Here is a 24,080-nt window from a genome sequence, read left to right as displayed (position 1 = left end):
GGCGCAAACCCTCGCGGGTCAAGGTTCAGTGGAAGTCGCGGCTGCGGATCAGACCGCCGGTCACCCGGTTGCGGATACGCGGCGCTGGCCCGTCTTCGTCCTTCATCTCGGCCAGACGGTGCGAGAGATCGGTGAACCGGCGAGCGACCACGTGGATGACGTTGCTCTCGCTCTGGACCTGGCCGTGCACCACCAGGAAGGACGATGTCATCACCAGCCGGCGATTGGCGGCGAAGGCGTCCTGCCAGATCACGATGTTGGCCACGCCGGTCTCGTCCTCCAGAGTCATGAAGGTCACGCCCTTGGCCGTGCCCGGCCGCTGGCGCACCAGCACCAGGCCGCCGACCGTGACCAGTCTCCGGTCGCGCATCTTCGTCAGGTCGCGGGCCTTCACCGCGCCCAGGCTGTCCAGGCTGCTGCGGAAGAAACTGATCGGATGGGCGCGCAGCGACAGGCTGGTGGTGCGATAGTCCTCTTCCACCTCCTGCGGCAGGCTCATCAGCGGCAGCTCGACCTGATGCTCCTTGACCCCCATGGCGGCGAGCAGCGGCGCGTCCTTCAGACTGCTGGTCTCGTCGGCCAGCCCCTTCACCGCCCACAACGCCTGGCGGCGGGACAGGCCCAGCGAGGCGAAAGCGTCGGCCTCGGCCAGCAGCTCCAGCGAGCGCCGCGACAGCCCGGCGCGGACCGCAAAGCCCTCGACGCTGCGCACGCCGGCGTTTCGCGCCGCCACCAGACGTTCGGCCTCCTTGTCGCTGAAACCTTTGACCTGGCGCAGCCCCAGCCGCACCGCGCGCAGACGGCCCTCCCGGATCGCCGGCTCCAGGGTGCAATCCCAGTCGCTGGCCAGCACGTCGGGGCCGCGCACTTCCACCCCATGCTCGCGCGCGTCGCGCACCAGCTGCGCCGGCTGGTAGAAGCCCATCGGCTGGCTGTTCAGGAGCGAGGCCAGGAAAGCGTCGGGCCAACGCCATTTCACCCAGGCCGAGGCGTAGACCAGCAGCGCGAAGCTGATCGCGTGGCTTTCCGGGAAGCCATAGGAACCGAAGCCTTCGATCTGCTTGAAGCAACGCTCGACGAAGGCCGGGTCGTAGCCGCGGCCCTTCATGCCCTCCAGGAACTTGGTCTCGTATTCGCCGACGCTGCCGAGGTGGCGGAAAGTGGCCATCGAACGGCGCAGGCCGTCGGCGTCGTTCTCGGAGAACTTCGCCGCCTCGATGGCGATGCGCATCGCCTGTTCCTGGAACAGCGGCACGCCCAGGGTCTTGCCGAGAATGGCCTGCAGCTCGTCCTGCGGATGCTCCGGGCCTGGCCGCGGATAGTCGACCGGCTCGATCCCGTCGCGGCGCTTCAGGTAGGGATGGACCATGTCGCCCTGGATCGGGCCGGGGCGGACGATCGCCACTTCGATGACCAGGTCATAGAACTTCCTCGGCTTCAGCCGCGGCAGCATCGACATCTGCGCCCGGCTCTCGACCTGGAAGACGCCGATCGAGTCGGCCCGGCTCAGCATCTCGTAGACCTCGGGGACCTCCTGCGGGATGTGGGCGATGTCGGTGATCTTCCGGCCGACGTCCTCCTCCGGGATCATGTCGAAGCTCTTTTTCAGGGCGGTCAGCATGCCCAGCGCCAGAACGTCGACCTTCATCAGGCCGAGCGCGTCGATGTCGTCCTTGTCCCACTCGATGAAGGTGCGGTCCTTCATCGCCGCGTTGCCGATCGGCACGGTCTCGTCCAGCCGCCGCTGAGTCAGCACATAGCCGCCGACGTGCTGCGACAGGTGGCGCGGGAACTTCAGCAGCTCGGTCGCCAACCGTACCGCGCGGCGGATTTCGCGGTTCGAGGGATCGAGCCCAGCCTGGACGATGTAGCTGTCGGGCACCTCCTCGCCCCAGCTGCCCCAGATAGTGCCGGCCAGGGCGGCGGTGACGTCCTCGGTCAGGCCCAGCGCCTTGCCGACCTGACGGATGGCCATGCGCGGGCGATAGTGGATGACGGTGGCGACGATGGCGGCGCGGTCGCGGCCGTAGCGGCGATAGACGTACTGCATCACCTCCTCGCGGCGGGCGTGCTCGAAATCGACGTCGATGTCCGGCGGCTCGCCGCGCTTTTCCGAGATGAAGCGCGAAAACAGCAGGTCCTGGTCGTCCTTGGTCGGGTCGACCGCAGTGACCCCCAGGCAGAAGCAGACGCAGGAATTGGCCGCCGAGCCGCGGCCCTGGCAGAGGATGTCCTGGCTGCGCGCCCAGGCGACGATGTCGTGGACGGTCAGGAAATAGTTGGCGAAGCCGAGCTTCTCGATCAGGGCGAGTTCGTGCTCGAGGGTGCGGCGCTCCTTTTCGCCCATGCCCTTTTCGAACCGCCAGGACGCGCCCTCCCAGGTCAGGTCGCGCAGGTGCTGGATCGCGCTCTTGCCCGGCGGCACCGGTTCGTCCGGATATTCATAGCTAAGCTGGGAGAGGTCGAAGTCGATCCGCTCGACGATCTCCAGGCTGCGTTCGACCGCGCCGGGAAAGCGGGCGAAGAGCCGGCTCATTTCGGCCGGCGTCTTCAGGTGCCGTTCGGCGTTGGCCTCCAGCCGCAGGCCGGCGTCCTGGATGGTGCAGGTTTCGCGGATGCAGGTCAGCACGTCCTGCAGATTCCGCCGATCAGGCGCGTGGTAGAGGACGTCGTTGGTGGCGACCATCGGGGCGCCGGCGGCGTTCGCGAGGGCCGCCAGCCGCGAGAGCCGATGCAGATCGCGGGGGCCATAGGGCCGCGACGCCGCCAGCCAGACGTCGCCGCGCAGGTCGCCGGCGATCTGTTCCAGTCGGCGTTCGAACGCCTGGTCGAGCCGCAACGGTGGAACCACCAGGACGAGCTGGCCCTCGCAATGATCGGCGAAATCCGTCCAATGCAGCTCGCATTCGCCCTTCTCCGACCGAAGCTGGCCGACCGTCAGCAGGCGGGTCAGCCGACCATAGGCTTCCCGGTCCGAGGGGTAGCAGAGCAGCGAAGGCGTTCCGTCGGCGAAGTCGAGCCGGCAGCCGGTCAGGGCTTTGATCTCGAACCCGGATGTCCGCATCGTCTTCATGTGCGACCAGGCCCGCACCACTCCGGCCAGCGAATTGCGATCGCAGATTCCGATCGCCTCCATGCCCAACACGCCGGCGGTTTCGACCAGCTCCCAGGGATGCGAGGCGCCGCGCAGGAACGAGAAATTGGTGGCGGCCTGGAGCTCGGCGTAGCGGGTCATCCGAACACCCCGTGCAGCCACCAGCGGGCCGGGACGCCGTCTTCGTAAAGCCCCTCGCGATAGACCCAGAACCGCGCCCCGTCCTGGTCCTCCACCCGGTAGTAGTCGCGCACGTGGCTGACGCTGACGGCGTCGATATCGCCGCGCCACCATTCCTCGCCGATGCGTTCGGGGCCCTCGGCCCGGGCCACGCGATGCAGGCGCTTGCGCCATCGGAACTGTCGCGGCGGGTCGTCGGGGGTCAAGGCCGTGACCAGGTCCAGCGGCTCCGGCTGGCGGAACAGCCGCAGCGGCCGCGGCGCCTCCGGGTTCCAGGCCTGCGGCGGGACCGCGGCCAGCGGCGCCGCCGGACGGGCCGACAGCTCCGGTACATGACTCTGCACCGGCGCTGTCTTCCAGACCCGCTCGCCGCCCAGGCGATTGCTCAGCCGGTCGACCAGCGGGCCGAGCCCCTCCTCGATCGCCGGCTCGGCGCGCGCGTCGAGGCGGACCTGGCGGCCGGACACCGCCTCCACCGCCTCGGCCTCGAGGGTGACCACGTCGATCCCGAAGCCGGGGTCGAGGGTCTCCAGCTTGGGGGCCAGTAGCTTGGCGATCCGGGCCGGGTCGCGGGCGGCGAGCGCCAGACCGACCTCCAGCGGCAGGGCCCGGCCGTCGAGGCGGTGAAAGACCAGGCGGAAGCGGCGCGCGCCCCGCCCCTCCTGCTCCAGACGCGCGCACAGCTTGGCGGCGACGTCGTGCGTCACCCGCTGCAGGTCCTCCAGGGCGCTGATCGGCTCGAAGAAGGCCAGCCGCGCGAACCAGGGATGCGGCGGACGGCGAAAGCTCAGCGCCTCTTCCGCGCGGCCCATGGCCTGGTCGATCCGCACCAGGGCTTGCTGGCCGAACCGGCGCGCCAGCGGCGCGCGCGGCATGCCCAGGACCTGCAGCAGCAGCCGCAGGCCCAGCCGCTCCATCTGGGCCGCCGCCGCCGGGTCCAGCCGCAGGGCGGCCGGCGGCAGATAGGCCAGCAGGTCAGCCTGGCCGTTTGGCGGGACGATGATTTCCGCGCCCTTGCCGTAGTGGGCCAGCGCCCAGGCCGCGCCGGGCGTGTCGGCGACCGCGCCGCGTACGAAGATCCCGTTGGCCGCCAGTCGGGCGCGATAGTCGGCGAGGAGTTGCGCCTCGCCGCCCCACAGGTGCGCGACGCCGCTGATGTCGAGGAAGAGACCGTCGGGCGCAGCCTCGGCCACGGCCGGCGAGAACCGCACCGACCAGTCGGCCAGGGCGGTCAGCGCCACGGCGTCGGCTTCCGGCTCGCTGTCGGCGACGACCAGATCGGGGACCAGGGCCATGGCGTCGGTCGCCTTCTGGCCGGCGAACAGGCCAAGCGCGCGGGCCGCCTTGTCCGCCGCCGCCAGCCGCCGCGCGCCCCTGACGGTCTCGACCAGGGCGAAGGGACGGGGCCGTTCTTCCTCTCCTGCAGAGCGGGGGAGGGGGACCGCCCGAAGGGGGGTGGTGGGGGCAAGCCCCAAGCTCGACGTCGGCTGCTCGCCCCCTCCACCGCTTCGCGGTCCCCCTCCCCCATGAATGGGGGAGGAAAATTCAGCTTGCGAGGCGTTGCGCCGGCGCCAGTTGGCGATCGCCCAGTTCGGCGACCAGACGCAGAGGATGCGGGCCATTCTCGGCCTCCCAGGTGTATGCGGCCTCGGCTTCCATCAGCCATGCGCCGGTCCGCCCGCCCCGGCAGCGCTCCAGTTCGACCCGCCAGCGCGGCGGCCCGAGGCCGAATTCCCCCGGCCCAGGGTCGCTGGGCGCAGGCGTAATCTTCCAACGGGTGGCCGCGGCCGAGCCCGTCGTCTCCTTGCGCGCCGCCCCGCCATAGGGCCGGCGGCGGATCATGAAGCCGGTGGCGCCGTGCTTCTCGCAGGCCAGTTGCAGCCGCCGCCCGGCGGTCAGGTCCACCCCCTCCACCTCGGCGAAGACGGCCGCCACGCCGAGGGTCGACAGCGCGTCCTCGGCCACCGCCAGGGCCTCGTCCTCGTCGCGGGCGCAGACCTGGATCAGCCGGTCGGCCGGAAAGCCCAGCCCGACCAGGCCGGGGGCGAAAAGGTCGTCCCGCCGCAGGATCCACACCGCCTGTCCGCGGCGGGCCAGCGGCGCGGCGGCCAGGGCGGCGAAGGCGGCCGGACAGGCGCCGAGTTCGGTCTCCATCCCGGCGCCCAGCAGTTCGTGCCATTGGCCCAGCGGCAGCCCGCCGCCTGGCAGGCAGGCGTCGATCGTCCCGTCCCCGAACGGCAGGGACTCGGAGTCCGCCCTCCCGCCCGCCTCAAGGGCGGCGATCTTCGCCTTGAGAGCCGCCAGTCGGCTGTCGCGAAAACCGGACATGGATTTTTCGTTCTCCGAAGTTCTACTTTTGTTCTAGTTTCGACGACGAGAGAGTCAAGCACCTCGCGGTGGTGCTATGCTCGGTGAAAAGAGACGAACGGGAGGTCCTATGTCCGCCGCAGTTCAGCTTCTCGTCGGCACCCGCAAGGGCGCCTGGATCTATCGCAGCGACGCCGCGCGACAGGCCTGGTCGGTGCAGGGCCCGATCTTCCTCGGCCATATCGTCAATCACCTGGTGCTCGATCCGCGCGACGGAAAGACCCTGCTGATGGCCGCCTCGACCGGCCATCTCGGGCCGACGATCTTCCGCTCCACCGACGAGGGCCGGACCTGGGCCGAAGCCGAGCGCCCGCCCGCCTTTCCCAAGGTCGAGGGCGACGGACCGGCCCGCGCGGTCGATCACAGTTTCTGGCTGGAGCCCGGCCACGTCGGCGAACCTGGGGTCTGGTGGGCCGGAACCTCGCCGCCCGGCCTGTTCCGCAGCGCCGACGGCGGGGCGACCTGGGACAGCGTCGCCGGCTTCAACGACCATCCGAACTACTGGGACTGGTGCCCGGCCGACGGCGGCACGCCCGACGGGGCGCTGCTCAACCAAATCCAGATCGACCCGCGCGACGCCCGTCACATGTACATCGCCACCTCGACCGGCGGCGTGTTCGAAAGCCTCGACCAGGCGGCGACCTGGAAGCCGCTGAACCAGGGGGTGGAGGCCAACTTCTTCCCCGACCCCTATCCGGAATACGGCCAGGACGCGCACTACATCGCGCTGGCCCCCACCATGCCCGACCGCATCTGGCAGCAGAACCACTGCGGCATCTATCGCCTCGACCGCCCGGCCGAACGCTGGGACCGGATCGGCAAGGCTATGCCGGAAGAGATCGGCGACATCGGCTTCACCATCGTCCCGCACCCGCGCGACGCCGACAGCGCCTGGGTGTTTCCGATGGACGGCACCGAGGTCTGGCCGCGGACCAGCCCGGGCGGACGGCCGGCAGTCTACCGCACCCACGACGCCGGCAGGAGCTGGCGGCGCCATGACGCCGGCTTTCCGGCCGAGCAGGGCTGGTTCACGGTCAAGCGCCAGGCCTTCTGCGCCGACGCCAATGACCCGGTCGGGCTCTATCTGGGCGCCACCAACGGCGAGGTCTGGATGAGCGACGACGAGGGCGCGGGCTGGCGGCCGATCGCCCGGCACCTGCCGGAGATCTATTCGGTGGTGGCCGCGCCGCTCTGATGGTCCAGGTGTTCATCCCCTCGCAGCTGACCTCCTACACCGACGGGGTCAGCCGGCTGGCGGCGGCGGGCGGCAGCATCGAACAGGTGCTCGACGACCTGGACCGCCGCTTCCCGGGCCTGAAGTTCCGCGTGGTCGACGAGCAGGACCGCATCCGCCGCCACATGCGCATCTTCAGGAACGGCGACCGCGCCAAGGACATCGGCCAAGCGGTGGGCGAGACCGACGAGGTGCTGATCTTCGGGGCGCTGTCCGGCGGCTAGAGGATCTCGTCGGGTTCCGGCGTGACCGCAAAGCGGACGGCGGCGATCTCCTCGCGCCCCTCCATCCAGGCCTTGGCCAGCCGGTGGCCGCCGTCCATCAGCCGGCCCTCGGCGCAGAGGATTACCGGATAGGCGAGATCGGCGTCGAAGATCCGCCGCGCATGCTCGGCCACCTTGCGGACGGTGGGGACGTGGCGCTCCTGGAACCAGCAGTCGACGTCGAACTCGGCGATGTCGGCGAGCTTCACCCGCTCAATGGGCAGATCGGCGGCGAGCGCCCACAGCCGGTCGGTCCACCAGAGGCCACGGCCGCCCGGCACAGGTCGCGTGTACTTCTCGCGGCTCAGTGGCTGCGGCGTCTGGGACATATGGCCTCCCTGCGGAGGCCGAGGTTGCGCGAGGCCGCGCCGCCCGGCAAGGCCGGCGCGGCCTCTGGCGGATCAGAAGCGCAGGGTGCGCGCTTCCTTGACGTGCGGAAGGGCGCGGATCTTCTCGATCAGCGCGTCGCCCGGATCCTGGTCGACACCAACCAGGGCGATGGCGTCTTCCCCGGCCGAGACGCGACCGAGGTTGAAGGTCGCGATGTTGACCTGGGCCTCGGCCAGCAGCGCGCCGAGCGCGCCGATGAAGCCCGGCTTGTCGAGGTTGTTGACGTACAGCATCGTCGTGGCGAACGGGGCGTCCAGGTCCATGCCCTTGACCTCGACCACGCGCGGCGCGCCGGCGATCACGGTGCCGGCGAACGAGCGCTTGCCGAGCGCCGTGGTGACGGTGATCCGCACCAGGCTGTCGAAGATCGGCGAGTCGTCCTGCTTGCTCTCCGAGACCGTGATGCCGCGGTCCTTGGCCACGGCCGGCGCCGAGACCATGTTCACCTCGGCCAGCATCGGACGCAGGGCGCCGGCCAGCGCCGCAGCGGTCAGCGGACGGGTGTTGAGGTTGGCGACTTCGCCCTCATAGGCGATGTCCACGGCCTTGACCTCGACGTCGACCATCTGGCCGGCGAAGGCGCCCAGGCGCTCGGCCAGGGCCACGAACGGCTTCAGCTTCGGGGCTTCGTCGGCGGTGACCGACGGGCTGTTGAGGGCGTTCGAGACCGCGCCGGTGAGCAGGTAGTCGCTCATTTGCTCGGCCACCTGCAGGGCCACGTTCTCCTGGGCTTCCATGGTCGAAGCGCCCAGGTGCGGGGTGGCGATGAAGTTCTCGGCGCCGAACAGCACGTTGTCCTTGGCCGGCTCCTCGACGAACACGTCGAACGCAGCGCCGCCGATGTGGCCGTCGTCCAGGCCCTTGCGCAGGGCCGCTTCGTCGACCAGGCCGCCGCGGGCGCAGTTGATGATCAGCACGCCCTTCTTGGTCTTGGCCAGGTTCTCGGCCGACAGGATGTTGCGGGTCTTGTCGGTCAGCGGAGTGTGGAGGGTGATGACGTCGGCGCGCGCCAGCAGGTCTTCCAGCTCGACCTTCTCGACGCCCATCTCGACGGCGCGTTCAGCCGACAGGAAGGGGTCGTAGGCGACGACCTTCATCTTCAGGCCGTTGGCGCGGTCGGCGACGATGCCGCCGATGTTGCCGGCCCCGATCAGGCCGAGCGTCTTGGCGTAGAGCTCCACGCCCATGAAGCGGTTCTTTTCCCACTTGCCGGCCTGGGTCGAGACGTCGGCGGCCGGCAGCTGGCGGGCCAGGGCGAACATCATGGCGATGGCGTGTTCGGCGGTGGTGATCGAGTTGCCGAACGGGGTGTTCATCACCACGATCCCCTTGGAGGTCGCGGCGGGGATGTCGACATTGTCCACGCCGATGCCGGCGCGGCCGATGACCTTCAGGTTGCCGGCGGCGGCGATGACGTCCTTGTCGGCCTTGGTGGCCGAGCGGACGGCCAGGCCGTCATAGTCGTTGATGATCTTGAGCAGTTCTTCTTTCGACAGGCCGGTCTTCACGTCGGCGTCGACGCCGCGCTGCTTGAAGATGTCGATGGCGGCCGGGCTCAGCTTGTCGGCGATAAGGACGCGGGGCATGGAGGTTTCCTTGCAGGAATGAGGATAGGCGTCCTCGGCTCCACGCGGTTTCCGGGCGTGAAGTCGCGAGGACGCGAGTAGGACTTAGGCGGCTTGCAGCTGCTCGAGGGTCGTGGCGAACGCCCAGTCGAGCCACGGGGTCAGGGCCTCGAGGTCCGAGGTCTCGACCGTGGCGCCGCACCAGATGCGCAGGCCGGCCGGGGCGTCGCGGTAGCCGCCGATGTCGAGGGCCGCGCCCTCCTTTTCGAGCACCGAGGCCAGCTTCTTGGCGAAGTCGGCCTGGACGTCGTCGGCCAGGGCCGCGACGCGGGCGTCGACCACCTTCAGGCAGACCGAGGTGTTCGAGCGGGTCGCCGGGTCGGCGGCCAGGAAGTCCACCCAGTCGGTCTTTTCGACCCAGGCGGCCAGGGCCGCCAGGTTGGCGTCGGCGCGGCGCTGCATCTCGGCCAGGCCGCCGATCTGGGCGCCCCACTTCAGGGCGTCGATGGCGTCTTCCACGCAGAGCATCGAGGGCGTGTTGATCGTCGCGCCTTCGAAGATGTCCTTGGCCAGCTTGCCAGCCTTGGTCATGCGGAACAGCTTCGGCATCGGCCAGGCCGGGGTGTAGCTCTCCAGCCGGGCGACCGCGCGCGGCGACAGGATCAGGACCCCGTGCGCGCCCTCGCCGCCCAGCGCCTTCTGCCAGGAGAAGGTCACGACATCGAGCTTGGCCCAGTCGAGATCCTGGGCGAAGGCGGCGCTGGTGGCGTCGCAGATGGTGATGCCTTCACGGTCGGCGGCGATGAAGTCGGCGTTCGGGACGCGGACGCCCGAGGTGGTGCCGTTCCAGGTGAAGACCAGGTCGGCGTCCTTGCGCACCTTGGTCAGGTCCGGCAGCTCGCCGTACGGCGCATCCAGGACTTCGGCCGGCAGCTTCAGCTGCTTGGTCACGTCGGTGACCCAGTCCTTGCCGAAGCTCTCGAAGGCCAGCAGCTGGACCGGCTTGGGGCCCAGCATCGACCACATCGCCATTTCCACGGCGCCGGTGTCCGATCCGGGCACGATGCCGATCAGGAAGTCGTCCGGAACCTCCAGCACCTGACGGGTGCGGTCGATCGCTTCCTGCAGGCGGGTCTTGCCCAGCTTCGAGCGGTGCGAGCGGCCGAGGACGGCGTTCTGGAGATTTTCGGGGGTCCAGCCGGGGCGCTTGGCGCACGGGCCGGAAGAAAACTCGGGGCGAGCCGGGCGCATGGCCGGCTTGGCGAGGGTCGTCATAGCGATGTCTCCCATCCTTACAGATGAGCAGCACCCCGTTGGGGGGGTGTGGCCCGCGGCGGAGAAACTCCGGATCGCGGCGCAGCGCAAGCGAAAATTTTCAGACGTTCGTCGCCGGCCGGCGCGGCGCCGCTAGGCCGCCCGTCGTCGGCGCTGGAGCAGGCCGACCACCGCGCCGCCCAGCAGGCAGGCGCTGATTCCCAGGAAATTCAGGTTGTTGATCCAGATGTACAGCATGTCGACGGGGCGCGACGTGACGATGTAGAACGCGTGCAGACTGAACTGCACCGCATAGAGCAGCATGACGCCGCCGAGCCAGAAACTGGCGAAGCTGACGGTGATGATCAGCAGGCCGATGGCGGTGAGGCCGTCCAGGGTGAGCCGGGCGAGCGCCTGTGCCGACTCCGGCAGCAGCAGTCCGCTCAGGATCGACAGCACGACGTTGGCGCCGACAATGGCGCCGCCGACCCGCTCGGCGAATGTGCCCTTCCAGAGGGCCAGCAGCGAGATCCCCAAGGTGAGGGCGATCAGGCCAAGAACGATCGGTGATGTCGGCATAGCACTGCGCCCCTAACTCGCATTAGGGGCGCAGCACCAGTTAATCTATTGCAACCAAATCGGCTCAGCCGACTTCGCGCATCGCCGTCACGGTTTCGCGCTTCCGCATGGCCGGCTTGTCCATGTAGCCGAGCTTGGTGCGGATGCCGAGGCGCAGCTGGGCTTCCGCCAGCTCGTTGTGCACGCCGACCATGGAGCTCCGGGCTTCTCCCAGGGCCTTGATGGCTTCCACCATCTTCACCTGCACTTCGTCAGCGAAGACGAGCGAGGCGTTAACTTCCGAGCGGGCCTTCAGCAGATCCGCCAGCAGTTCAGTGGCTTCGACCATGGCCTGGTCAACCGCCGCTTCCGTCGAGAACAACTTGGTCGCGACACGCTGCGCGACAAACGCCTTTTCCATGGGGAACCCCTCCGAGGAAATTAACCAACTCCGTCAAGGTAAACCGGAGGTTAAATTCTACCTAGGAGATTCATGTTCCATTAACCACGATTTTATCGCTCGACGGTTGTGATCGTGGCTTTGGCGCCACAGTTCGCGCCTCAAGCGAGCCGTCTGGAAGCGAACCGTTAGGAGAATTCGCCTAAATCGAGAGCTCGGATGAAGCCTCGGCGCCATGACTGACCAGCCTCGCACCACCGTCTCGCGGCCCCAGATGACCTTCCACGCGCGCGTGGCGGGGGTGGCCCTGATCACGACCGTGGTCGTACTGGTGGCCGCCTGCCTGACGTTCATGCTGCAGCAGTGGGCCGTCGCCCGCGAACAGAACCACCAAGCCCACCGGGCGCTCTCCGAGGTGGTGGCCAGAGCCGCCGCTCCCGCCCTCGCCGCCCAGGATCGCGCCAGCGCAAAGCACTCCATTGCTACGCTCGGCAGCGACGGCAGCGTCACCCTGGCGGTGTTGAAAGACGCCTCGGGCGCGACCGTCGCCCGCTTCCAGCGCCCCGAACCGCTGATGTCGGAGTCATTCGAGGTGATCACCACCCCGGTGATGGCGGCCGACCGCAAGGTCGGCGAACTGAGTCTGACCTTCGAGACCCCCGCGCTCACCGCGCTGCTGCCGCAGTTCGTCGCCCTGACCCTGGCCCTGCTGTTCGGGGGCGTCGGCGTAGCGCTGTTCCTGGCCCGCGGACTCGCCTCTCGGGTGATCGCGCCCGTGCTCAAGCTGTCGGAAGCGATGCACGACGTCGCCGCCAGCGGCCGCTTTGCGCCCGTCGAGGTTGAAGCTGACGACGCCCTGTTCCGCAGTCTGACCGACAGCTTCAACCACCTATTGGCGAAGCTCGACGAGCGTGAGCAGGCGCTGCAGCGGACCCTGCGCGAACTGGTCGAGGCGCGGGACGCCGCCAACGCCGCCAACGTGCTGAAGTCGCAGTTCCTGGCGAACATGAGCCACGAGATCCGCACTCCGCTCAACGGCGTGCTGGCCATGGCCGAGGTCATGTCGATGGGCGACCTGACCCAGGTGCAGCGCGAGCGCCTGGACGTCATCCGCCAATCCGGCGGCCTGCTGCTGGCCGTGCTCAACGACGTGCTCGACCTCTCCAAGATCGAGGCCGGCAAGCTCACCCTGCTGGTCGACGACTTCGACCTCGACACCGCCGTCGCCCCGACCCGCGACTCGTTCTCGGTGATCGCCCAGGGCAAGGGCCTGGATTTCAAGGTCGAGGTCGCCGAGGAGGCGCGCGGCGCCTGGCGCGGCGACGCCGACCGCATCCGCCAGATCGTCGGCAACCTGCTGTCCAACGCCGTCAAATTCACCCTGCAGGGCGAGGTCAGCGCGTGCTTCGACATCGCCCCCTCGGGCGTGCTGCGCCTGGTGGTCCGTGACAGCGGCGTCGGCATCGCCACCGAAAAGCAGGCCGGGCTGTTCGAGAAGTTCACCCAGGCCGACAATTCCGCCACCCGTCGCTTCGGCGGCACCGGCCTCGGCCTGGCCATCTGCCGCGAGCTGACCCAGATGATGGGCGGCGTGATCAGCGTCGAGAGCCGCGAGGGCCAGGGCTCGGTGTTCACCGTCGAGCTGCCGCTGGAACGCGGCGAGCTGGCCATCGAGGCGCCGGTTGCGCCGCAGGCCGCCGAGGAGGCCGACGAAGGCGCCCTGCGCCTGCTGGCCGCCGAGGACAACCCGACCAACCAGCAGGTCCTGGCCGCGGTCATGGGCTCGCTGGGCATCGACATCGACATCGTCGCCAACGGCCGTCTGGCCTTCGAGGCCTGGCGCGACGGGGCCTATGACCTGATCCTGATGGACATCCAGATGCCGGTTATGGACGGCATCGATTCCGCCCGCGCCATCCGCGCAGCCGAGCGCGAGGCCGCCCGCCCGCGCACCCCGATCATCGCCCTGACGGCCAACGCCCTGTCGCACCAGGTCGAAGAGTACCTGGCGGCCGGCATGGACGGCCACGTGGCCAAGCCGATCGAGATCGCCAAGCTCTACGAGGCGATCAGCCGGGCCCTGACCGAGGCCGCCGCGGCCGGCGCCGCCGCCAGCGGAGCCGTGGCCGCGGCCTGACCGCGCCCGCGGCCAAGCTGAACGACAGACAACAGCGGCCTCAGACGCGTTTCAGGTCGCCCATGGTCTTCTGCCATCAACGTCGCTGCCCCGCGACGCCGATGTCCAAGGAGGACCGTCATGAAAAAGCTCGTTCTGGCCCTGACCGCGGCCTCCGCCCTGGCCGCCGCCGCCGCGCCCGCTGTGGCCCAGCCGTACGGCGGAGGCTACGAACGCCACCAGCGCTACGATAACGATCGCGCCGACCGCCTCATGTGGCGCATCGAGCGCGCCGAGCGCCGGGGGACCCTGAACTCGGGCGCGGCCGCGTGGCTGCGTCGCGAGGTGAGCAACACCGAACGCCTGGCCTGGCGCTACAGCCGCGACGGCTTCAGCCAGTGGGAGCGCCAGGAGATCGACCGGCGCTATGACCAGCTGGCGCGCCGCGTGGACCGCGACAGCCCCCGCTACGGCTACGGCTACGGCCCCGACTACCGCCGCTGAGGCGCGGCGTTGAGACTTCAGGAAGGGGCGGCCTTGCGGCCGCCCCTTTTCGCAGGCGCCCAGCCGCGCCAGACTGGCGATGGGGAGGACGCCATGGCCTACGAGATCGCCCACGACGACGGGATCTGCATCAGCGACGATGCACAGCGCTTCGACATCGACCGCGCGCACGGCTGGATCGGCGGGCGGAGCTATTGGGGCCAGGGCATTCCAGAGGCGACCTTCCGGGCCGCGATCGCCAACAGCCTGGCCGTCGGCGCCTACGGCCCGGACGGCGCCATGGTCGCCATGGCCCGCGTGGTGACCGACCGGGCGACCTTCGGCTGGATCTGCGACGTGTTCGTCGACGAGGCCGCCCGAGGGCAAGGCCTCGGCAAGCGGCTGATGGCCTATCTGAAGGCGCACCCCGACCTGCAGGGCTTTCGGCGCCTGCACCTGGCGACCCGCGACGCCCACGGCCTCTACAGCCAGTTCGGCTTCGTGCCGCTGACCGGCGTCGACCGCTGGATGGAGATCCGCGGCCCCGGCTATCTCTAGACCCTGTCCCGGTTGGCTTGAATCAAGCCAACCGGGATGAACAGGGTCGATTCTTTGATTTAGAGCCCGTCTTATCCACTCACGATGGTCCATCGTGAGTGGGAAGGGCTCTAGGCCTCGATGATCGCCAGTTCCGGCCAACGGCGCTGCGCCGCCTGGGCGGTGCGCAGGAAGCCGCCGGTCGCACGGCTGGGGTTCGGCCGCAGGCGCATGGCGAACAGGTCCTCCAGGCCGAATGGCGCATGGACGGTCAGTCGGTCGTCGTCTTCCAGACGCACGCCGACCGCGAAGACGGTCGAGGTGAAGCGCGACAACGCCTGGGCGCTGTAGGTCAGCGGCTCGTAAGGTTCGCCGAACTTCTGCTCGAACCAGAGGTGCACGCGCGCCTGGTTGCGGACCTCGACCATCTCCTGGAACGGCGGCTCGAAGACCGCGGCGACCTTGCGGATCACCACGTCCTCGGCCTCATAAGAGGTGTCGGACGCATCGAAGTAGCCGAGGTCGTAGTCCTTGATCCCGTAGTCGGGATCACGGCCGGTCAGGTGGTTCAGCACCGGCTGGTAGACGGCGCCCGAAAACACCAGCCAGTCCGGCAGGGCCAGGCCGCGCACCGTGGTCAGCACATGCATCAGGCTGGGGGTCGCGCGGACGACGGCCTCCAGACGCGCGGAAAGCTCGCCGCTCATTTGCCGCCCCGCAGCGCCCAGGCGTGGTCCAGCGGACCATGGCCGCCGCCGAGCCCCGGCGCGGCGCGCATCGCCTCATGCACATAGGCCCAGGCGCGGGCCACCGCCTCGGTCAGCGGCAGCCCCTGCGACAGGCCGGCGGCGCAGGCCGAGGCCAAGGTGCAGCCGGTGCCGTGGGTGTGGCGGGTGTGGATGCGTTCGCCTTCGTAGGTGGTCTCGCCCTGCGGCGTCAGCAGCACGTCAGTGACCGTCTCGCCGGGCACGTGGCCGCCCTTCATCAGCACCGCGCGGGCGCCGAGCTTCAGCAGCGCCTCGCCGACCCGGCGCTGATCGTCCAGGCTCTCGACCGCCAGACCGGTCAGGGCCTGGGCCTCCGGGGCGTTGGGGGTCAGCAGCGCCGCGCGCGGGATCATCATGTTGCGCACCGCGTCCACCGCCTCCGGCGCCAGCAGGTTCGATCCGCCCTTGGCGACCATCACCGGATCGATCACCGCCGGCGCGGACGTGCTGTCGAGGATGTCCGCCACCACCCGCACCATGGCCACGTCGCCCAGCATGCCGGTCTTGATGGCATCGGCGCCGATATCGTCCAGCACCGCACGGGCCTGGGCCGCGACCACCTCGACCGGGATCGGGTGGACGCCGGTGACGCCCAGGGTGTTCTGCACCGTCACCGCAGTGATCGCCGTCGCCGCATAGGCGCCCAGCATGGTCACGGTCTTGATGTCGGCCTGGATCCCGGCGCCGCCGCCGGAATCCGAACCCGCGATGATCAGCACTCGGCCCAAGGTCTCGCTCATGGCCACGAGGTAGCGCGAGCGGGCGGCGAATGCATCGGGATTTCCGCAGCTGTCCACTGTGGCGCTGGCGTCCAGGCCGCTGCTAACCTTCGCGGCATGAAAGTCGCCCTCGTCACCGGGGCCGGTTCCGGGATCGGCCGCGCCAGCGCGATCGCCCTCGGCGAAGCCGGCTACAGCCTCGTCCTCGTCGGCCGCCGGGCCGACAAGCTGGAGGAAACCGCCGCCGCCCTGCCGGGCCAGGCCCTGATCCAGGCTGCCGACATCGCCGACGAAGCCGCCGTCGAGGCCGCGTTCGAGGCGGCCCGCGCCCGGTTCGGGCGGCTGGACGTGCTGTTCAACAACGCCGGCGTCTCGGCGGGCGGGCGGCTGGAGGACCTGTCGCTGGACGCCTGGCGGCGCGTGGTCGACGCCAACCTCACCGGCGCCTTCCTCTGCACGCGGGCCGCTTTCCGGCTGATGAAGGCCCAGGACCCGCGCGGCGGGCGGATCATCAACAACGGCTCGATCTCGGCGCACGCGCCGCGGCCCTACTCGGTCGCCTACACCGCCACCAAGCACGCGGTCACTGGCCTGACCCGCTCAACCTCGCTCGAGGGCCGGGCCTATGACATCGCCTGCGGCCAGATCGACATCGGCAACGCGGCCACCGAGATGACGCTGGCCATGGCCAAGGGCGTGCCGCAGGCCGACGGCTCGTTCGCGCCCGAGCCGCTGATGGACGTAAAGGCGGTCGCCGACGCCGTGGTGTTCATGGCCGGCCTGCCGTTGGACGCCAATGTCCAGTTCATGACCGTGATGGCGACCAAGATGCCGTTCGTCGGCCGCGGCTAACGGGCGGCGGCGACCGCCTCCCAGACCTTCAGGGCCTGGACCGTCTCGGCGACGTCGTGCACGCGCAGGACCGCGGCCCCGCACTGAACGCCGGCGAGGGCCGCGGCCAGCGATCCGGCCAGACGCCCGTCCAACGCCGCGCCGCCGACCGGATCGAGGGCGGCGATGAACCGCTTGCGGCTGACGCCCAGCAGCACCGGGAAGCCGAGGGCCGCGACCTTGTCGAGCCGGGCGATGAGCGCCAGGTTGTGCTCCGGCCGCTTGCCGAAGCCGACGCCGGGGTCGAGCCAGATCTTCTCGCGCGCTACGCCGGCCGCCAGGGCCGCCTCCGCCCTTTCGGCCAGGAAGTCGCAGACCTCGGCCACGACGTCGTCGTACTGCGGGTCGGCCTGCATGGTCCGCGGCTCGCCGCGCATGTGCATCAGCACCAGGTCGCAGCCGAGCTCGGCGGCGGCCTGCGGTCCGTCCGGGGCGTAGCGCAGGGCGGCCACGTCGTTCCAGATGTTCGCGCCCGCAGCCACCGCGGCGCGGGCGACCAGCGGCTTCATCGTGTCGATCGAGATGGCGACCGGGCTCTCGGCCCGGATCGCCGCGATCAGCGGCACGGCGCGGGCGATCTCGTCCTCGGCGGACACCGGTTCGGAGCCGGGCCGGGTGGATTCCGCCCCGATGTCGAGGATGTCGGCGCCCTCGGCGATCAGCCGCCGCGCATGGGCCAGCGCCGCCTGCGGATCGAGGAACCGCCCGCCGTCCGAGAAGCTGTCGGGGGTGACGTTGACGATCCCCATGACCTTCACCGAACCGGACATGGGCGGGCCTCCTCACGGCGCAAACAGCAAGACGCCCTCCTGGCGCGGGGCCGGGAGGGCGTCAAGGTCGCTAGGTCTGGGCTGGCCCTAGGCCGGTTCGGGCCGGGGCGAGATCGGCACCGCCACCGACGGCCCCGTGGGCCGCTTGGAGTCGGCGTCGTCGCGGACGGGCGGGACGCCCTTCAGCGCGTTGATGATCTCGTCGCCGCTCAGGGTCTCGTACTCGAGCAGGGCCTTGGCCAGGGTGTGCAGGTCGTCCATCTTCTCGGTCAGGATCCGGCGTGCCTCGTCGAAGCCGCCCTGGACCAGGCGCTTCACTTCGGCGTCGATCAGGTTGGCCGTCTCTTCCGAAACAGACTGGGTGCGCGAGACCGAGTGGCCGAGGAACACCTCGTCCTGGTTCTCGCCGTAGGACACCACGCCGAGCTTGTCGGAGAAGCCCCACTTGGTGACCATGGCGCGGGCCAGCTTGGTCGCCTGATCGATGTCGGACGAGGCGCCCGAGGTGATCTTGTCCTTGCCGAAGATCAGCTCCTCGGCCATCCGGCCGCCCATCAGGATCGCCAGGCGCGAGGTCATCTGCTCGTAGGACATCGACAGCTGGTCACGCTCGGGCAGTTGCATGACCATGCCCAGGGCGCGGCCGCGCGGGATGATCGTGGCCTTGTGCACCGGGTCGGTGGCCGGGACGTTCAGGGCGATCAGGGCGTGGCCGCCCTCGTGGTAAGCGGTCAGGCGCTTTTCGTCCTCGGTCATGGCCATGGACTTGCGCTCGGCGCCCATCATGACCTTGTCCTTGGCGTCCTCGAAGTCGCGCTGGGTGACCATGCGGCGGTTCTTGCGCGCGGCCATCAGCGCCGCTTCGTTGACCAGGTTGGCCAGGTCCGCGCCGGAGAATCCCGGGGTGCCGCGGGCGATGGTCTTGACCTCGACGTCGGCGGCCAGGGGCACGTTCTTCATGTGGACGCGCAGGATACGCTCGCGACCGCCGATGTCCGGGTTCGGCACCACGACCTGACGGTCGAAGCGGCCGGGACGCAGCAGGGCCGGGTCCAGGACGTCCGGGCGGTTGGTCGAGGCGATGACGATGATCGCTTCCGACGGGTCGAAGCCGTCCATCTCGACCAGCAGCTGGTTGAGGGTCTGCTCACGCTCGTCGTTGCCGCCGCCCAGGCCGGCGCCGCGGTGACGGCCGACGGCGTCGATTTCGTCGATGAAGATGATGCAGGGGCTGTTCTTCTTGGCCTGCTCGAACATGTCGCGCACGCGGCTGGCGCCGACGCCGACGAACATTTCGACGAAGTCGGAACCGGAGATGTAGAAGAACGGCACGCCGGCCTCGCCCGCGACGGCGCGGCCCAGCAGGGTCTTACCGGTGCCGGGAGGGCCGACCATCAGGGCGCCCTTCGGGATCTTGCCGCCCAGGCGCTGGAACTTCTGCGGGTCCTTCAGGAAGTCGACGATCTCGGTCAGCTCTTCCTTGGCCTCGTCCACGCCGGCGACGTCGTCGAAGGTCACGCGGTTCTTGTTCTCGGTCAGCATCTTGGCCTTGGACTTGCCGAAGCCCATGGCGCCGCGGGCGCCGCCCTGCATCTGACGCATGAAGAAGATCCAGACGCCGATCAGCAGCAGGATCGGCAGGCTGTTCAGGAACAGGCCCAGCAGTCCGCCGCCGGCCGACTTCACATTGATGTCGGCGCCGCCGGACTCCAGCCGCTTGATCAGGTCGTCCTGATTGTTCGGGGTCAGCGCGGTGTACGACTTGCCGCCCGCGTCCTTGATCTCGATGGCCGTGCCGCGGAACGTCGCGGACTTGACCTCGCCGGCGTTCACCTTGCTCAGCAGCTGCGAGTAGGAGATCTGGCCCGAAGCCCCGGCCGCCTGACTGCCGCCGGTCATCATGCTGTAGAGGCCGATCAGGACGACGACGATGACGCCCCAGATGGCGAGATTACGCAGGTTCATGACGCGCCTTCGTGAAAAGTGTCTCTCAAAGCCCACTGTAGGTGGGAGTGGCCATGGGCACTAGCAAGCCTCGTGCCGCGCGACCGAATATCGCGGTTCGCTGAACGAGCTTGACCAAGCCCGATTCCAGACATGCAAAGGGCCGCGCAGTCTCCCACGCGGCCCCCCACAACTAGGCATAAAGCCTTAATTTCTTACCGGCTCGGCTTCTTCGGCGCGGCGATCAGGCCTTCGCGTTGAGCGCGCTTGCGGGCCAGCTTGCGCGCGCGGCGCACGGCTTCGGCCTTCTGGCGAGCGCGCTTTTCGCTCGGCTTTTCATAGTGCACGTGCCGCTTCATTTCGCGGAACGAGCCCTCGCGCTGCATCTTCTTCTTCAGCGCCTTGAGGGCCTGATCGACGTTGTTGTCGCGGACGAAAATCTGAACCAGAGGTCTCTCTCCTATCACCCGTTCCCGCTCGGCCTTCCTGACATCAGGCGGCGGCGAACGGATAAAAGCCTTGCGACCCGTCGAGCGAAGGCCCTCCGGGTTGAGCGCGGCGAGATATCAGAACCCGAGCGCGATGTCCACGGCGGACAGGCGGAAAATCGCCCGCTAATATGGGTCCCATGGCCAATGTAGACGATTGGGCGCAGGACGCCGAACGGCAGGTTCTCGACGCCGCCTTGCAGATTGCCGCCGATCGCGGCTGGACCTGGCCGACGGTGAAGGCCGCCGGCGCGGCCGCCGGACTGTCCGGCGCCGACGTCGAGCTGTTGCTGCCGCACGGTCCTCGCGACCTCGCCGCCTTGCTGGCCAAGCGACACGACGCCCTGACCCTGGCCGCCCTTCCCGCCCCTGAGGGCCTGAAGATCCGCGAGCGCATTCGCACCGCGGCCATGACCCGGATCGACATCGCCGCCCAGGACGAGGCCGCCGTCCGGCGGTGGGCAGGTTTCCTCGCCCTGCCGATACACCTGCCGCTGGCGCTGCGGCTCTTGTGGGACAGCGCCGACCAGCTGTGGCGCTGGGCGGGCGACACGGCCACCGACGAGAACCACTATTCCAAGCGCGCGATCCTCTCGGGCATCCTGGCCAGCGCGCTCGCCATCCGCCTGTCGTCCGGCCGCGACGCGGCGGCCGCCTTCGTCGACGCCCGCATCGAGAATGTCATGGCCTTCGAGAAGTGGAAGGGCGGCCTGAAGCCCTCGCAGCTGCTGACCGACGTCGCCGGCGCGCTCGGCAAGATGCGCTACGGCTGACTTCTCGCTCCCCCGTGTGGCGAAGGGAAAGACTCCCTTTCCCCGGCGTCGCGCGCGGTATGATGGCGCGACAAACGCCAGGGAGCAGCCGATGACCGACGCCTTTTCGACCGAGTGGACCTGTTTCGACGTCAGCCTCGACGGCCACGTCGCCCACATCCAGCTCAAGCGCCCCGAGGCGATGAACTCGATGATCCGCGAGTTCTGGAACGAGCTGCCGGTCATCGTGAAGGACATCGACCACAACGCCCGCGCCCGCGCGATCGTGATCTCCTCGACCGGCAAGCATTTCAGCGCCGGCATGGACCTGGCGGTGTTCGGCGGCGGCGGCTCGTCCTCGGCCAACCAGAACCAGGACCGGCACATCAACGCCGAGCAGCAGCGTCATCATATCCTGTGGCTGCAGGACTGCTTCGGCTGCCTGGACGCCGCGCGCATCCCCGTGATCGCCGCCATCCAGGGCGGCTGCATCGGCGGGGCGGTCGACATGACCAGCGCCTGCGACATCCGCTACGCCAGCGCCGACGCCTTCTTCTGCATCCAGGAGATCAACATCGGCATGACCGCCGACGTCGGGACCTTCCCGCGGCTGTGCAAGCTGATCCCCGAGGGCTGGGTGCGCGAGATGGCCTACACCGGCCGCCGCATGCCGGCCGCCAAGGCCAAGGAGATCGGCTGGGTCAACGAGGTGCTGCCCACCCACGAGGACTGCGTCGCCCACGCCCTGGCCACCGCCCACGAGATCGCCAGCAAGGCTCCGCTGGCGGTGACCGGATCGAAGGTGATGATCAACTACGCCCGCGACCACACCATCCAGGACGGCCTGGACTACATCGCCGTCTGGCAGACCGGCATGTTCTCGGGCCCGCACATGGGCGAGGCGTTCAAGGCCAAGTCCGAGAAGCGCGAGCCGGTGTGGCAGGGGCTGCAGCCGCTGAAGCACGGGATGTAGCGGCGCTTTTCCTCCCTCATCACGATGGGGGAGGAAAGAGAGCGCTTCAGCCGTCCAGCTCGGCGTCGGTGAGAATGCAGCCGTCGAGCTTGGCGTCGGATAGGTCGGCTTCCAGGAAGCGGGCGCGCAGGGCGAAGGCGCGGCGCAGGTCGGCCTGGCGGAGATTGGCGCGCGAGAGGTCGGCGCGGACGAACCGGCCCTGGCCGATCTCCAGTGGACCGAGCATCGCCCCGCGCAGGTCGGCGCGGGTCAGTTGGGCGTCGATCAGGCGCGCGCCGCGCAGATCGGCCATTCGCAGGTTGGCCCCGCGCAGGTCGCAGCGCGACAGGTCCGCGCCCTGCAGCTCGACGCCCTCGAGGTTCATCCCGAACAGCACCGAGCCCGGCGCGATCAGGCCGCTGAGCTTGCGGCGCTTGAGCGTGACCACCGGGCGGAAGTCGATCTCGGCCAGTCGGGCGGCCGCGCCGGCCCGCCCGCCGCTGTCGCAGAAGGCCTCGTGGGCGGCCAGCACCTGGCCGAGCGGGCGCTCGTCGACATAGACCACCGCCGGCGGCGCGCGCAGCACGTCGGAGAGATCGGCGCCCTCGACGGTCGCGAAACTGAAATCCACGCGGATGAGAATGGCGCGCCGCAGCGAGGCGCCGGAGAGGTCGGCGCCGGCCACCTGGGCCCCGGTCAGGTTGGCTCCATCGAGCTTGGCCTTGATCAGGCGCGCCCCGCCCAGTTGAGCGTCGGTCAAGTTGGCGTCGGTGAAATCGGTGGCCAGGGCCGAGGCCCCGGTCATCTGGGCGCCGGTCAGGTCCGCGCCGGTCAGCACCGCGAAGTTCAGCTCTCCCGGCCCGCCGGCGTGATCGAGATAACGGAAGCCCTCGGTGCGGTCCTGCAGGGCGATGCGGCCTTCGCGCAGGTCGCAGCCGGCGAGGTTGGCGCCCGTTAGGTTGGCCCCGCGCAGCGAGGCGCCGCGCAGGTCGGCCTTGGAGAGGCTCGCCTTGCGCAGGTCGGCGTCGCGCAGGTCGGCGCCGAACAGGATCGCGCGATCCAGCTTCACCCCGGCCAGCATCGCGCCGGACAGCCGTGCGCCGGTGAGGTCGGCGTCGCTGAGATCGAAGCCCTCGAGCTTCAGGCCCGACAGGTCGGCATAGGCCAGGTTCGCCCGACGCCCGCCGGTGCGATGGGCGAGGTAGCGGCGATGGGCCTCCAGGGTGCGCCTAAGCGCCTGGGGATCCAGCGGCCGATGAAGGTTGGCGACTGCGGACATGCGAACCGGAGAGAGGAACGAGGCTCTCAGGATCAGACATCGCGCTTAAGGAACGGTTGCACAATTGTGACGTCATCAGGGCGACTTCTAACGCCGGTCTGCGATCTACAGCCAACCCTTCTTCTTGAACCAGATGAACGGGGTAACTCCCGTGATAACCATAAGCAGAAGAGCCAATGGATACCCAAACATCCAGTGCAATTCCGGCATCACGTCGAAGTTCATCCCATATATAGACGCGACCAGCGTCGGCGGCAGGAAGACGACTGCGACAACAGAGAAGAACTTGATGATGCTGTTCTGCTCGATATTGATCAGGCCGAGAGCCGCGTCGAGCAGGAAGGAGATGTGGCCGGACGTGAAGCTGGAATGCTCGGTCAGGGCCTGGACGTCATGCTGGATCGAGATCAGGTGGCTGCGCCGGCTCTCCTGTTTCTGGAACTCGGGCGCCAGGGCCGCGAAGCTGGCCAGGCGGCTGAGCGAGACCAGGCTCTTGCGGGCCATCGAGGTGATCGACTGGGCGCGCGCCAGATCGGTGAGCAGCGGCCCGAAGGCGGTGCTGGGCGGACGGTTGAAGATCGCCACCGAGGTTTCATGAACCAGGGCCGACTGCTGTTCGAGCACTTCGGCGCAGCGCTCGACGATGGCGTCGAGCAGTTCCAGCGCCGCCTCGCCGCCGTCGCCAAGCGGGAGCTTGGCGCAGCGTTGGGCGAAGATCGAGAACGCCTTCAGCGGCTCGTAACGGACGGTGATCAGCACGTCGGCCAGCAGCACGAAGGTCACCGGCGTGGCGACCGGATGCGGCTCGTCGGCGCGGGCCAGCAGGGTCGCGGTCAGGAAGGTCGCGCCATCTTCCTGATAGAGGCGCGAGGACGGCTCGACGTGGGCGATCTCCTCGCGGGTCGGCAGGTCGATCCCATAGGCCTGCTCGACGGCGCGCTCCTCCTCGGGCGTCGGCGAGACCATATCGATCCAGATGATGTCTTCGCCGGGCCGCCAGCCATCGGCGACGACTTCAGGCGCAAGCCCCCGACCGGTGCGGCGAAGCAGGTTCAGCATGAGGCTCTCCGCGAGGGA

At 69.1% G+C, this 24,080-nt stretch carries 23 protein-coding genes; 8 read left to right on the top strand and 15 right to left on the bottom strand.

Features of this window, described 5'->3' with window-relative positions; all coding sequences use genetic code 11:
• Window positions 1–25: 25 nt before the first annotated feature.
• From OUA97_RS09440 to OUA97_RS09430, 3 genes are read right to left on the bottom strand one after another with little or no spacing between them, the layout of a single operon-like run.
• Window positions 26–3,235 carry an error-prone DNA polymerase gene (locus OUA97_RS09440; protein ID WP_267231642.1) on the bottom strand — a complete coding sequence of 1,070 codons (3,210 nt, stop codon included), beginning with the start codon at window positions 3,233–3,235 and terminating at the stop codon, window positions 26–28.
• A complete protein-coding gene (locus OUA97_RS09435; protein ID WP_416362421.1) occupies window positions 3,232–4,896 on the bottom strand; it encodes a DUF6504 family protein in 1,665 nt (554 codons plus the stop codon). Before OUA97_RS09435 ends, OUA97_RS09440 begins: the two co-directional genes overlap by 4 nt.
• The gene (locus tag OUA97_RS09430) at window positions 4,820–5,602 is read right to left on the bottom strand and encodes an ImuA family protein (RefSeq protein ID WP_267231641.1); all 783 of its coding nucleotides are present in this window, start codon (window positions 5,600–5,602) and stop codon (window positions 4,820–4,822) included. Before OUA97_RS09430 ends, OUA97_RS09435 begins: the two co-directional genes overlap by 77 nt.
• Window positions 5,603–5,711: 109 nt before the next feature.
• On the opposite strand from OUA97_RS09430, the gene OUA97_RS09425 reads away from it, so the two are divergent.
• Both OUA97_RS09425 and OUA97_RS09420 read left to right on the top strand, forming a co-directional pair.
• Window positions 5,712–6,836, top strand: a complete 1,125-nt coding sequence (locus OUA97_RS09425) for a WD40/YVTN/BNR-like repeat-containing protein (protein ID WP_267231640.1) — start codon at window positions 5,712–5,714, stop codon at window positions 6,834–6,836.
• Window positions 6,836–7,099 carry a MoaD/ThiS family protein gene (locus OUA97_RS09420; protein ID WP_267231639.1) on the top strand — a complete coding sequence of 88 codons (264 nt, stop codon included), beginning with the start codon at window positions 6,836–6,838 and terminating at the stop codon, window positions 7,097–7,099. Before OUA97_RS09425 ends, OUA97_RS09420 begins: the two co-directional genes overlap by 1 nt.
• Here the strand turns inward: OUA97_RS09420 and OUA97_RS09415 are convergent.
• From OUA97_RS09415 to OUA97_RS09395, 5 genes are all read right to left on the bottom strand, one after another.
• Window positions 7,096–7,467, bottom strand: a complete 372-nt coding sequence (locus tag OUA97_RS09415; protein ID WP_267231638.1) for a hypothetical protein — start codon at window positions 7,465–7,467, stop codon at window positions 7,096–7,098. The two genes, OUA97_RS09420 and OUA97_RS09415, sit on opposite strands and share 4 nt — an antisense overlap.
• Before the next feature lie 72 nt (window positions 7,468–7,539).
• Complete coding sequence (serA, locus tag OUA97_RS09410) at window positions 7,540–9,114, bottom strand: phosphoglycerate dehydrogenase (protein WP_267231637.1); 1,575 nt, start codon at window positions 9,112–9,114, stop codon at window positions 7,540–7,542.
• A gap of 84 nt (window positions 9,115–9,198) precedes the next feature.
• A complete protein-coding gene (locus OUA97_RS09405; RefSeq protein WP_267231636.1) occupies window positions 9,199–10,368 on the bottom strand; it encodes a phosphoserine transaminase in 1,170 nt (389 codons plus the stop codon).
• A gap of 132 nt (window positions 10,369–10,500) precedes the next feature.
• Window positions 10,501–10,926, bottom strand: a complete 426-nt coding sequence (locus tag OUA97_RS09400) for a hypothetical protein (RefSeq protein ID WP_267231635.1) — start codon at window positions 10,924–10,926, stop codon at window positions 10,501–10,503.
• 64 nt (window positions 10,927–10,990) lie between these two features.
• Window positions 10,991–11,326, bottom strand: a complete 336-nt coding sequence (locus tag OUA97_RS09395; protein ID WP_267231634.1) for a hypothetical protein — start codon at window positions 11,324–11,326, stop codon at window positions 10,991–10,993.
• A gap of 214 nt (window positions 11,327–11,540) precedes the next feature.
• Between OUA97_RS09395 and OUA97_RS09390 the strand changes: the two genes are divergently transcribed.
• The 3 genes from OUA97_RS09390 to OUA97_RS09380 all read left to right on the top strand — a co-directional run bounded on the left by OUA97_RS09390 (window position 11,541) and on the right by OUA97_RS09380 (window position 14,462).
• On the top strand, window positions 11,541–13,442 hold the full coding sequence (locus OUA97_RS09390; protein WP_267231633.1) for an ATP-binding protein: 1,902 nt from the start codon (window positions 11,541–11,543) through the stop codon (window positions 13,440–13,442).
• A gap of 120 nt (window positions 13,443–13,562) precedes the next feature.
• A complete protein-coding gene (locus tag OUA97_RS09385) occupies window positions 13,563–13,925 on the top strand; it encodes a hypothetical protein (RefSeq protein ID WP_267231632.1) in 363 nt (120 codons plus the stop codon).
• 93 nt (window positions 13,926–14,018) lie between these two features.
• Entirely contained in the window at window positions 14,019–14,462 is a 444-nt protein-coding gene (locus OUA97_RS09380) for a GNAT family N-acetyltransferase (protein ID WP_267231631.1), read from the top strand.
• 110 nt (window positions 14,463–14,572) lie between these two features.
• On the opposite strand, the gene OUA97_RS09375 is transcribed toward OUA97_RS09380, so the two are convergent.
• Complete coding sequence (locus tag OUA97_RS09375; protein WP_267231630.1) at window positions 14,573–15,148, bottom strand: nucleotidyltransferase family protein; 576 nt, start codon at window positions 15,146–15,148, stop codon at window positions 14,573–14,575.
• A complete protein-coding gene (gene thiD, locus OUA97_RS09370; protein WP_267231681.1) occupies window positions 15,145–15,948 on the bottom strand; it encodes a bifunctional hydroxymethylpyrimidine kinase/phosphomethylpyrimidine kinase in 804 nt (267 codons plus the stop codon). The genes OUA97_RS09375 and thiD overlap by 4 nt, the downstream gene beginning before the upstream one ends.
• Before the next feature lie 96 nt (window positions 15,949–16,044).
• On the opposite strand from thiD, the gene OUA97_RS09365 reads away from it, so the two are divergent.
• On the top strand, window positions 16,045–16,779 hold the full coding sequence (locus tag OUA97_RS09365; RefSeq protein ID WP_267231629.1) for an SDR family oxidoreductase: 735 nt from the start codon (window positions 16,045–16,047) through the stop codon (window positions 16,777–16,779).
• On the opposite strand, the gene folP is transcribed toward OUA97_RS09365, so the two are convergent.
• The 3 genes from folP to rpsU all read right to left on the bottom strand — a co-directional run bounded on the left by folP (window position 16,776) and on the right by rpsU (window position 19,981).
• Window positions 16,776–17,588 carry a dihydropteroate synthase gene (gene folP / locus OUA97_RS09360; RefSeq protein WP_267231628.1) on the bottom strand — a complete coding sequence of 271 codons (813 nt, stop codon included), beginning with the start codon at window positions 17,586–17,588 and terminating at the stop codon, window positions 16,776–16,778. The genes OUA97_RS09365 and folP overlap by 4 nt on opposite strands.
• 87 nt (window positions 17,589–17,675) lie before the next feature.
• Window positions 17,676–19,553, bottom strand: coding sequence for an ATP-dependent zinc metalloprotease FtsH (gene ftsH, locus OUA97_RS09355; RefSeq protein ID WP_267231627.1), 1,878 nt, complete (start codon window positions 19,551–19,553; stop codon window positions 17,676–17,678).
• A 194-nt stretch (window positions 19,554–19,747) separates the two neighbouring features.
• The gene (rpsU, locus tag OUA97_RS09350; RefSeq protein WP_111275467.1) at window positions 19,748–19,981 is read right to left on the bottom strand and encodes a 30S ribosomal protein S21; all 234 of its coding nucleotides are present in this window, start codon (window positions 19,979–19,981) and stop codon (window positions 19,748–19,750) included.
• 179 nt (window positions 19,982–20,160) lie between these two features.
• Between rpsU and OUA97_RS09345 the strand changes: the two genes are divergently transcribed.
• Together OUA97_RS09345 and OUA97_RS09340 are read left to right on the top strand one after the other, a co-directional pair.
• The gene (locus OUA97_RS09345; protein WP_267231626.1) at window positions 20,161–20,793 is read left to right on the top strand and encodes a COQ9 family protein; all 633 of its coding nucleotides are present in this window, start codon (window positions 20,161–20,163) and stop codon (window positions 20,791–20,793) included.
• A gap of 91 nt (window positions 20,794–20,884) precedes the next feature.
• Window positions 20,885–21,745 carry a crotonase/enoyl-CoA hydratase family protein gene (locus tag OUA97_RS09340; RefSeq protein WP_267231625.1) on the top strand — a complete coding sequence of 287 codons (861 nt, stop codon included), beginning with the start codon at window positions 20,885–20,887 and terminating at the stop codon, window positions 21,743–21,745.
• Window positions 21,746–21,791: 46 nt separating this feature from the next.
• Here the strand turns inward: OUA97_RS09340 and OUA97_RS09335 are convergent, their stop codons facing one another.
• Window positions 21,792–23,003, bottom strand: coding sequence for a pentapeptide repeat-containing protein (locus OUA97_RS09335; RefSeq protein WP_267231624.1), 1,212 nt, complete (start codon window positions 23,001–23,003; stop codon window positions 21,792–21,794).
• A 105-nt stretch (window positions 23,004–23,108) separates the two neighbouring features.
• A complete protein-coding gene (locus OUA97_RS09330) occupies window positions 23,109–24,062 on the bottom strand; it encodes a magnesium transporter CorA family protein (RefSeq protein ID WP_267231623.1) in 954 nt (317 codons plus the stop codon).
• Window positions 24,063–24,080 lie beyond the last annotated feature (18 nt).

It is taken from the genome of Phenylobacterium sp. 58.2.17, assembly GCF_026411515.1.
Classification (GTDB): Bacteria; Pseudomonadota; Alphaproteobacteria; order Caulobacterales; family Caulobacteraceae; genus Phenylobacterium.
This window is presented reverse-complemented; position numbering and strand designations above follow the sequence as displayed.

Bases quoted from the DNA above. Each gene is read 5' to 3' on its own strand.
- OUA97_RS09440 (WP_267231642.1), bottom strand. From the start codon at position 3,235: ATGACCCGCTACGCCGAGCTCCAGGCCGCCACCAATTTCTCGTTCCTG.
- OUA97_RS09435 (WP_416362421.1), bottom strand. From the start codon at position 4,896: ATGGCCCGCATCCTCTGCGTCTGGTCGCCGAACTGGGCGATCGCCAAC.
- OUA97_RS09430 (WP_267231641.1), bottom strand. From the start codon at position 5,602: ATGTCCGGTTTTCGCGACAGCCGACTGGCGGCTCTCAAGGCGAAGATC.
- OUA97_RS09425 (WP_267231640.1), top strand. From the start codon at position 5,712: ATGTCCGCCGCAGTTCAGCTTCTCGTCGGCACCCGCAAGGGCGCCTGG.
- OUA97_RS09420 (WP_267231639.1), top strand. From the start codon at position 6,836: ATGGTCCAGGTGTTCATCCCCTCGCAGCTGACCTCCTACACCGACGGG.
- OUA97_RS09415 (WP_267231638.1), bottom strand. From the start codon at position 7,467: ATGTCCCAGACGCCGCAGCCACTGAGCCGCGAGAAGTACACGCGACCT.
- serA (WP_267231637.1), bottom strand. From the start codon at position 9,114: ATGCCCCGCGTCCTTATCGCCGACAAGCTGAGCCCGGCCGCCATCGAC.
- OUA97_RS09405 (WP_267231636.1), bottom strand. From the start codon at position 10,368: ATGACGACCCTCGCCAAGCCGGCCATGCGCCCGGCTCGCCCCGAGTTT.
- OUA97_RS09400 (WP_267231635.1), bottom strand. From the start codon at position 10,926: ATGCCGACATCACCGATCGTTCTTGGCCTGATCGCCCTCACCTTGGGG.
- OUA97_RS09395 (WP_267231634.1), bottom strand. From the start codon at position 11,326: ATGGAAAAGGCGTTTGTCGCGCAGCGTGTCGCGACCAAGTTGTTCTCG.
- OUA97_RS09390 (WP_267231633.1), top strand. From the start codon at position 11,541: ATGACTGACCAGCCTCGCACCACCGTCTCGCGGCCCCAGATGACCTTC.
- OUA97_RS09385 (WP_267231632.1), top strand. From the start codon at position 13,563: ATGAAAAAGCTCGTTCTGGCCCTGACCGCGGCCTCCGCCCTGGCCGCC.
- OUA97_RS09380 (WP_267231631.1), top strand. From the start codon at position 14,019: ATGGCCTACGAGATCGCCCACGACGACGGGATCTGCATCAGCGACGAT.
- OUA97_RS09375 (WP_267231630.1), bottom strand. From the start codon at position 15,148: ATGAGCGGCGAGCTTTCCGCGCGTCTGGAGGCCGTCGTCCGCGCGACC.
- thiD (WP_267231681.1), bottom strand. From the start codon at position 15,948: ATGAGCGAGACCTTGGGCCGAGTGCTGATCATCGCGGGTTCGGATTCC.
- OUA97_RS09365 (WP_267231629.1), top strand. From the start codon at position 16,045: ATGAAAGTCGCCCTCGTCACCGGGGCCGGTTCCGGGATCGGCCGCGCC.
- folP (WP_267231628.1), bottom strand. From the start codon at position 17,588: ATGTCCGGTTCGGTGAAGGTCATGGGGATCGTCAACGTCACCCCCGAC.
- ftsH (WP_267231627.1), bottom strand. From the start codon at position 19,553: ATGAACCTGCGTAATCTCGCCATCTGGGGCGTCATCGTCGTCGTCCTG.
- OUA97_RS09345 (WP_267231626.1), top strand. From the start codon at position 20,161: ATGGCCAATGTAGACGATTGGGCGCAGGACGCCGAACGGCAGGTTCTC.
- OUA97_RS09340 (WP_267231625.1), top strand. From the start codon at position 20,885: ATGACCGACGCCTTTTCGACCGAGTGGACCTGTTTCGACGTCAGCCTC.
- OUA97_RS09335 (WP_267231624.1), bottom strand. From the start codon at position 23,003: ATGTCCGCAGTCGCCAACCTTCATCGGCCGCTGGATCCCCAGGCGCTT.
- OUA97_RS09330 (WP_267231623.1), bottom strand. From the start codon at position 24,062: ATGCTGAACCTGCTTCGCCGCACCGGTCGGGGGCTTGCGCCTGAAGTC.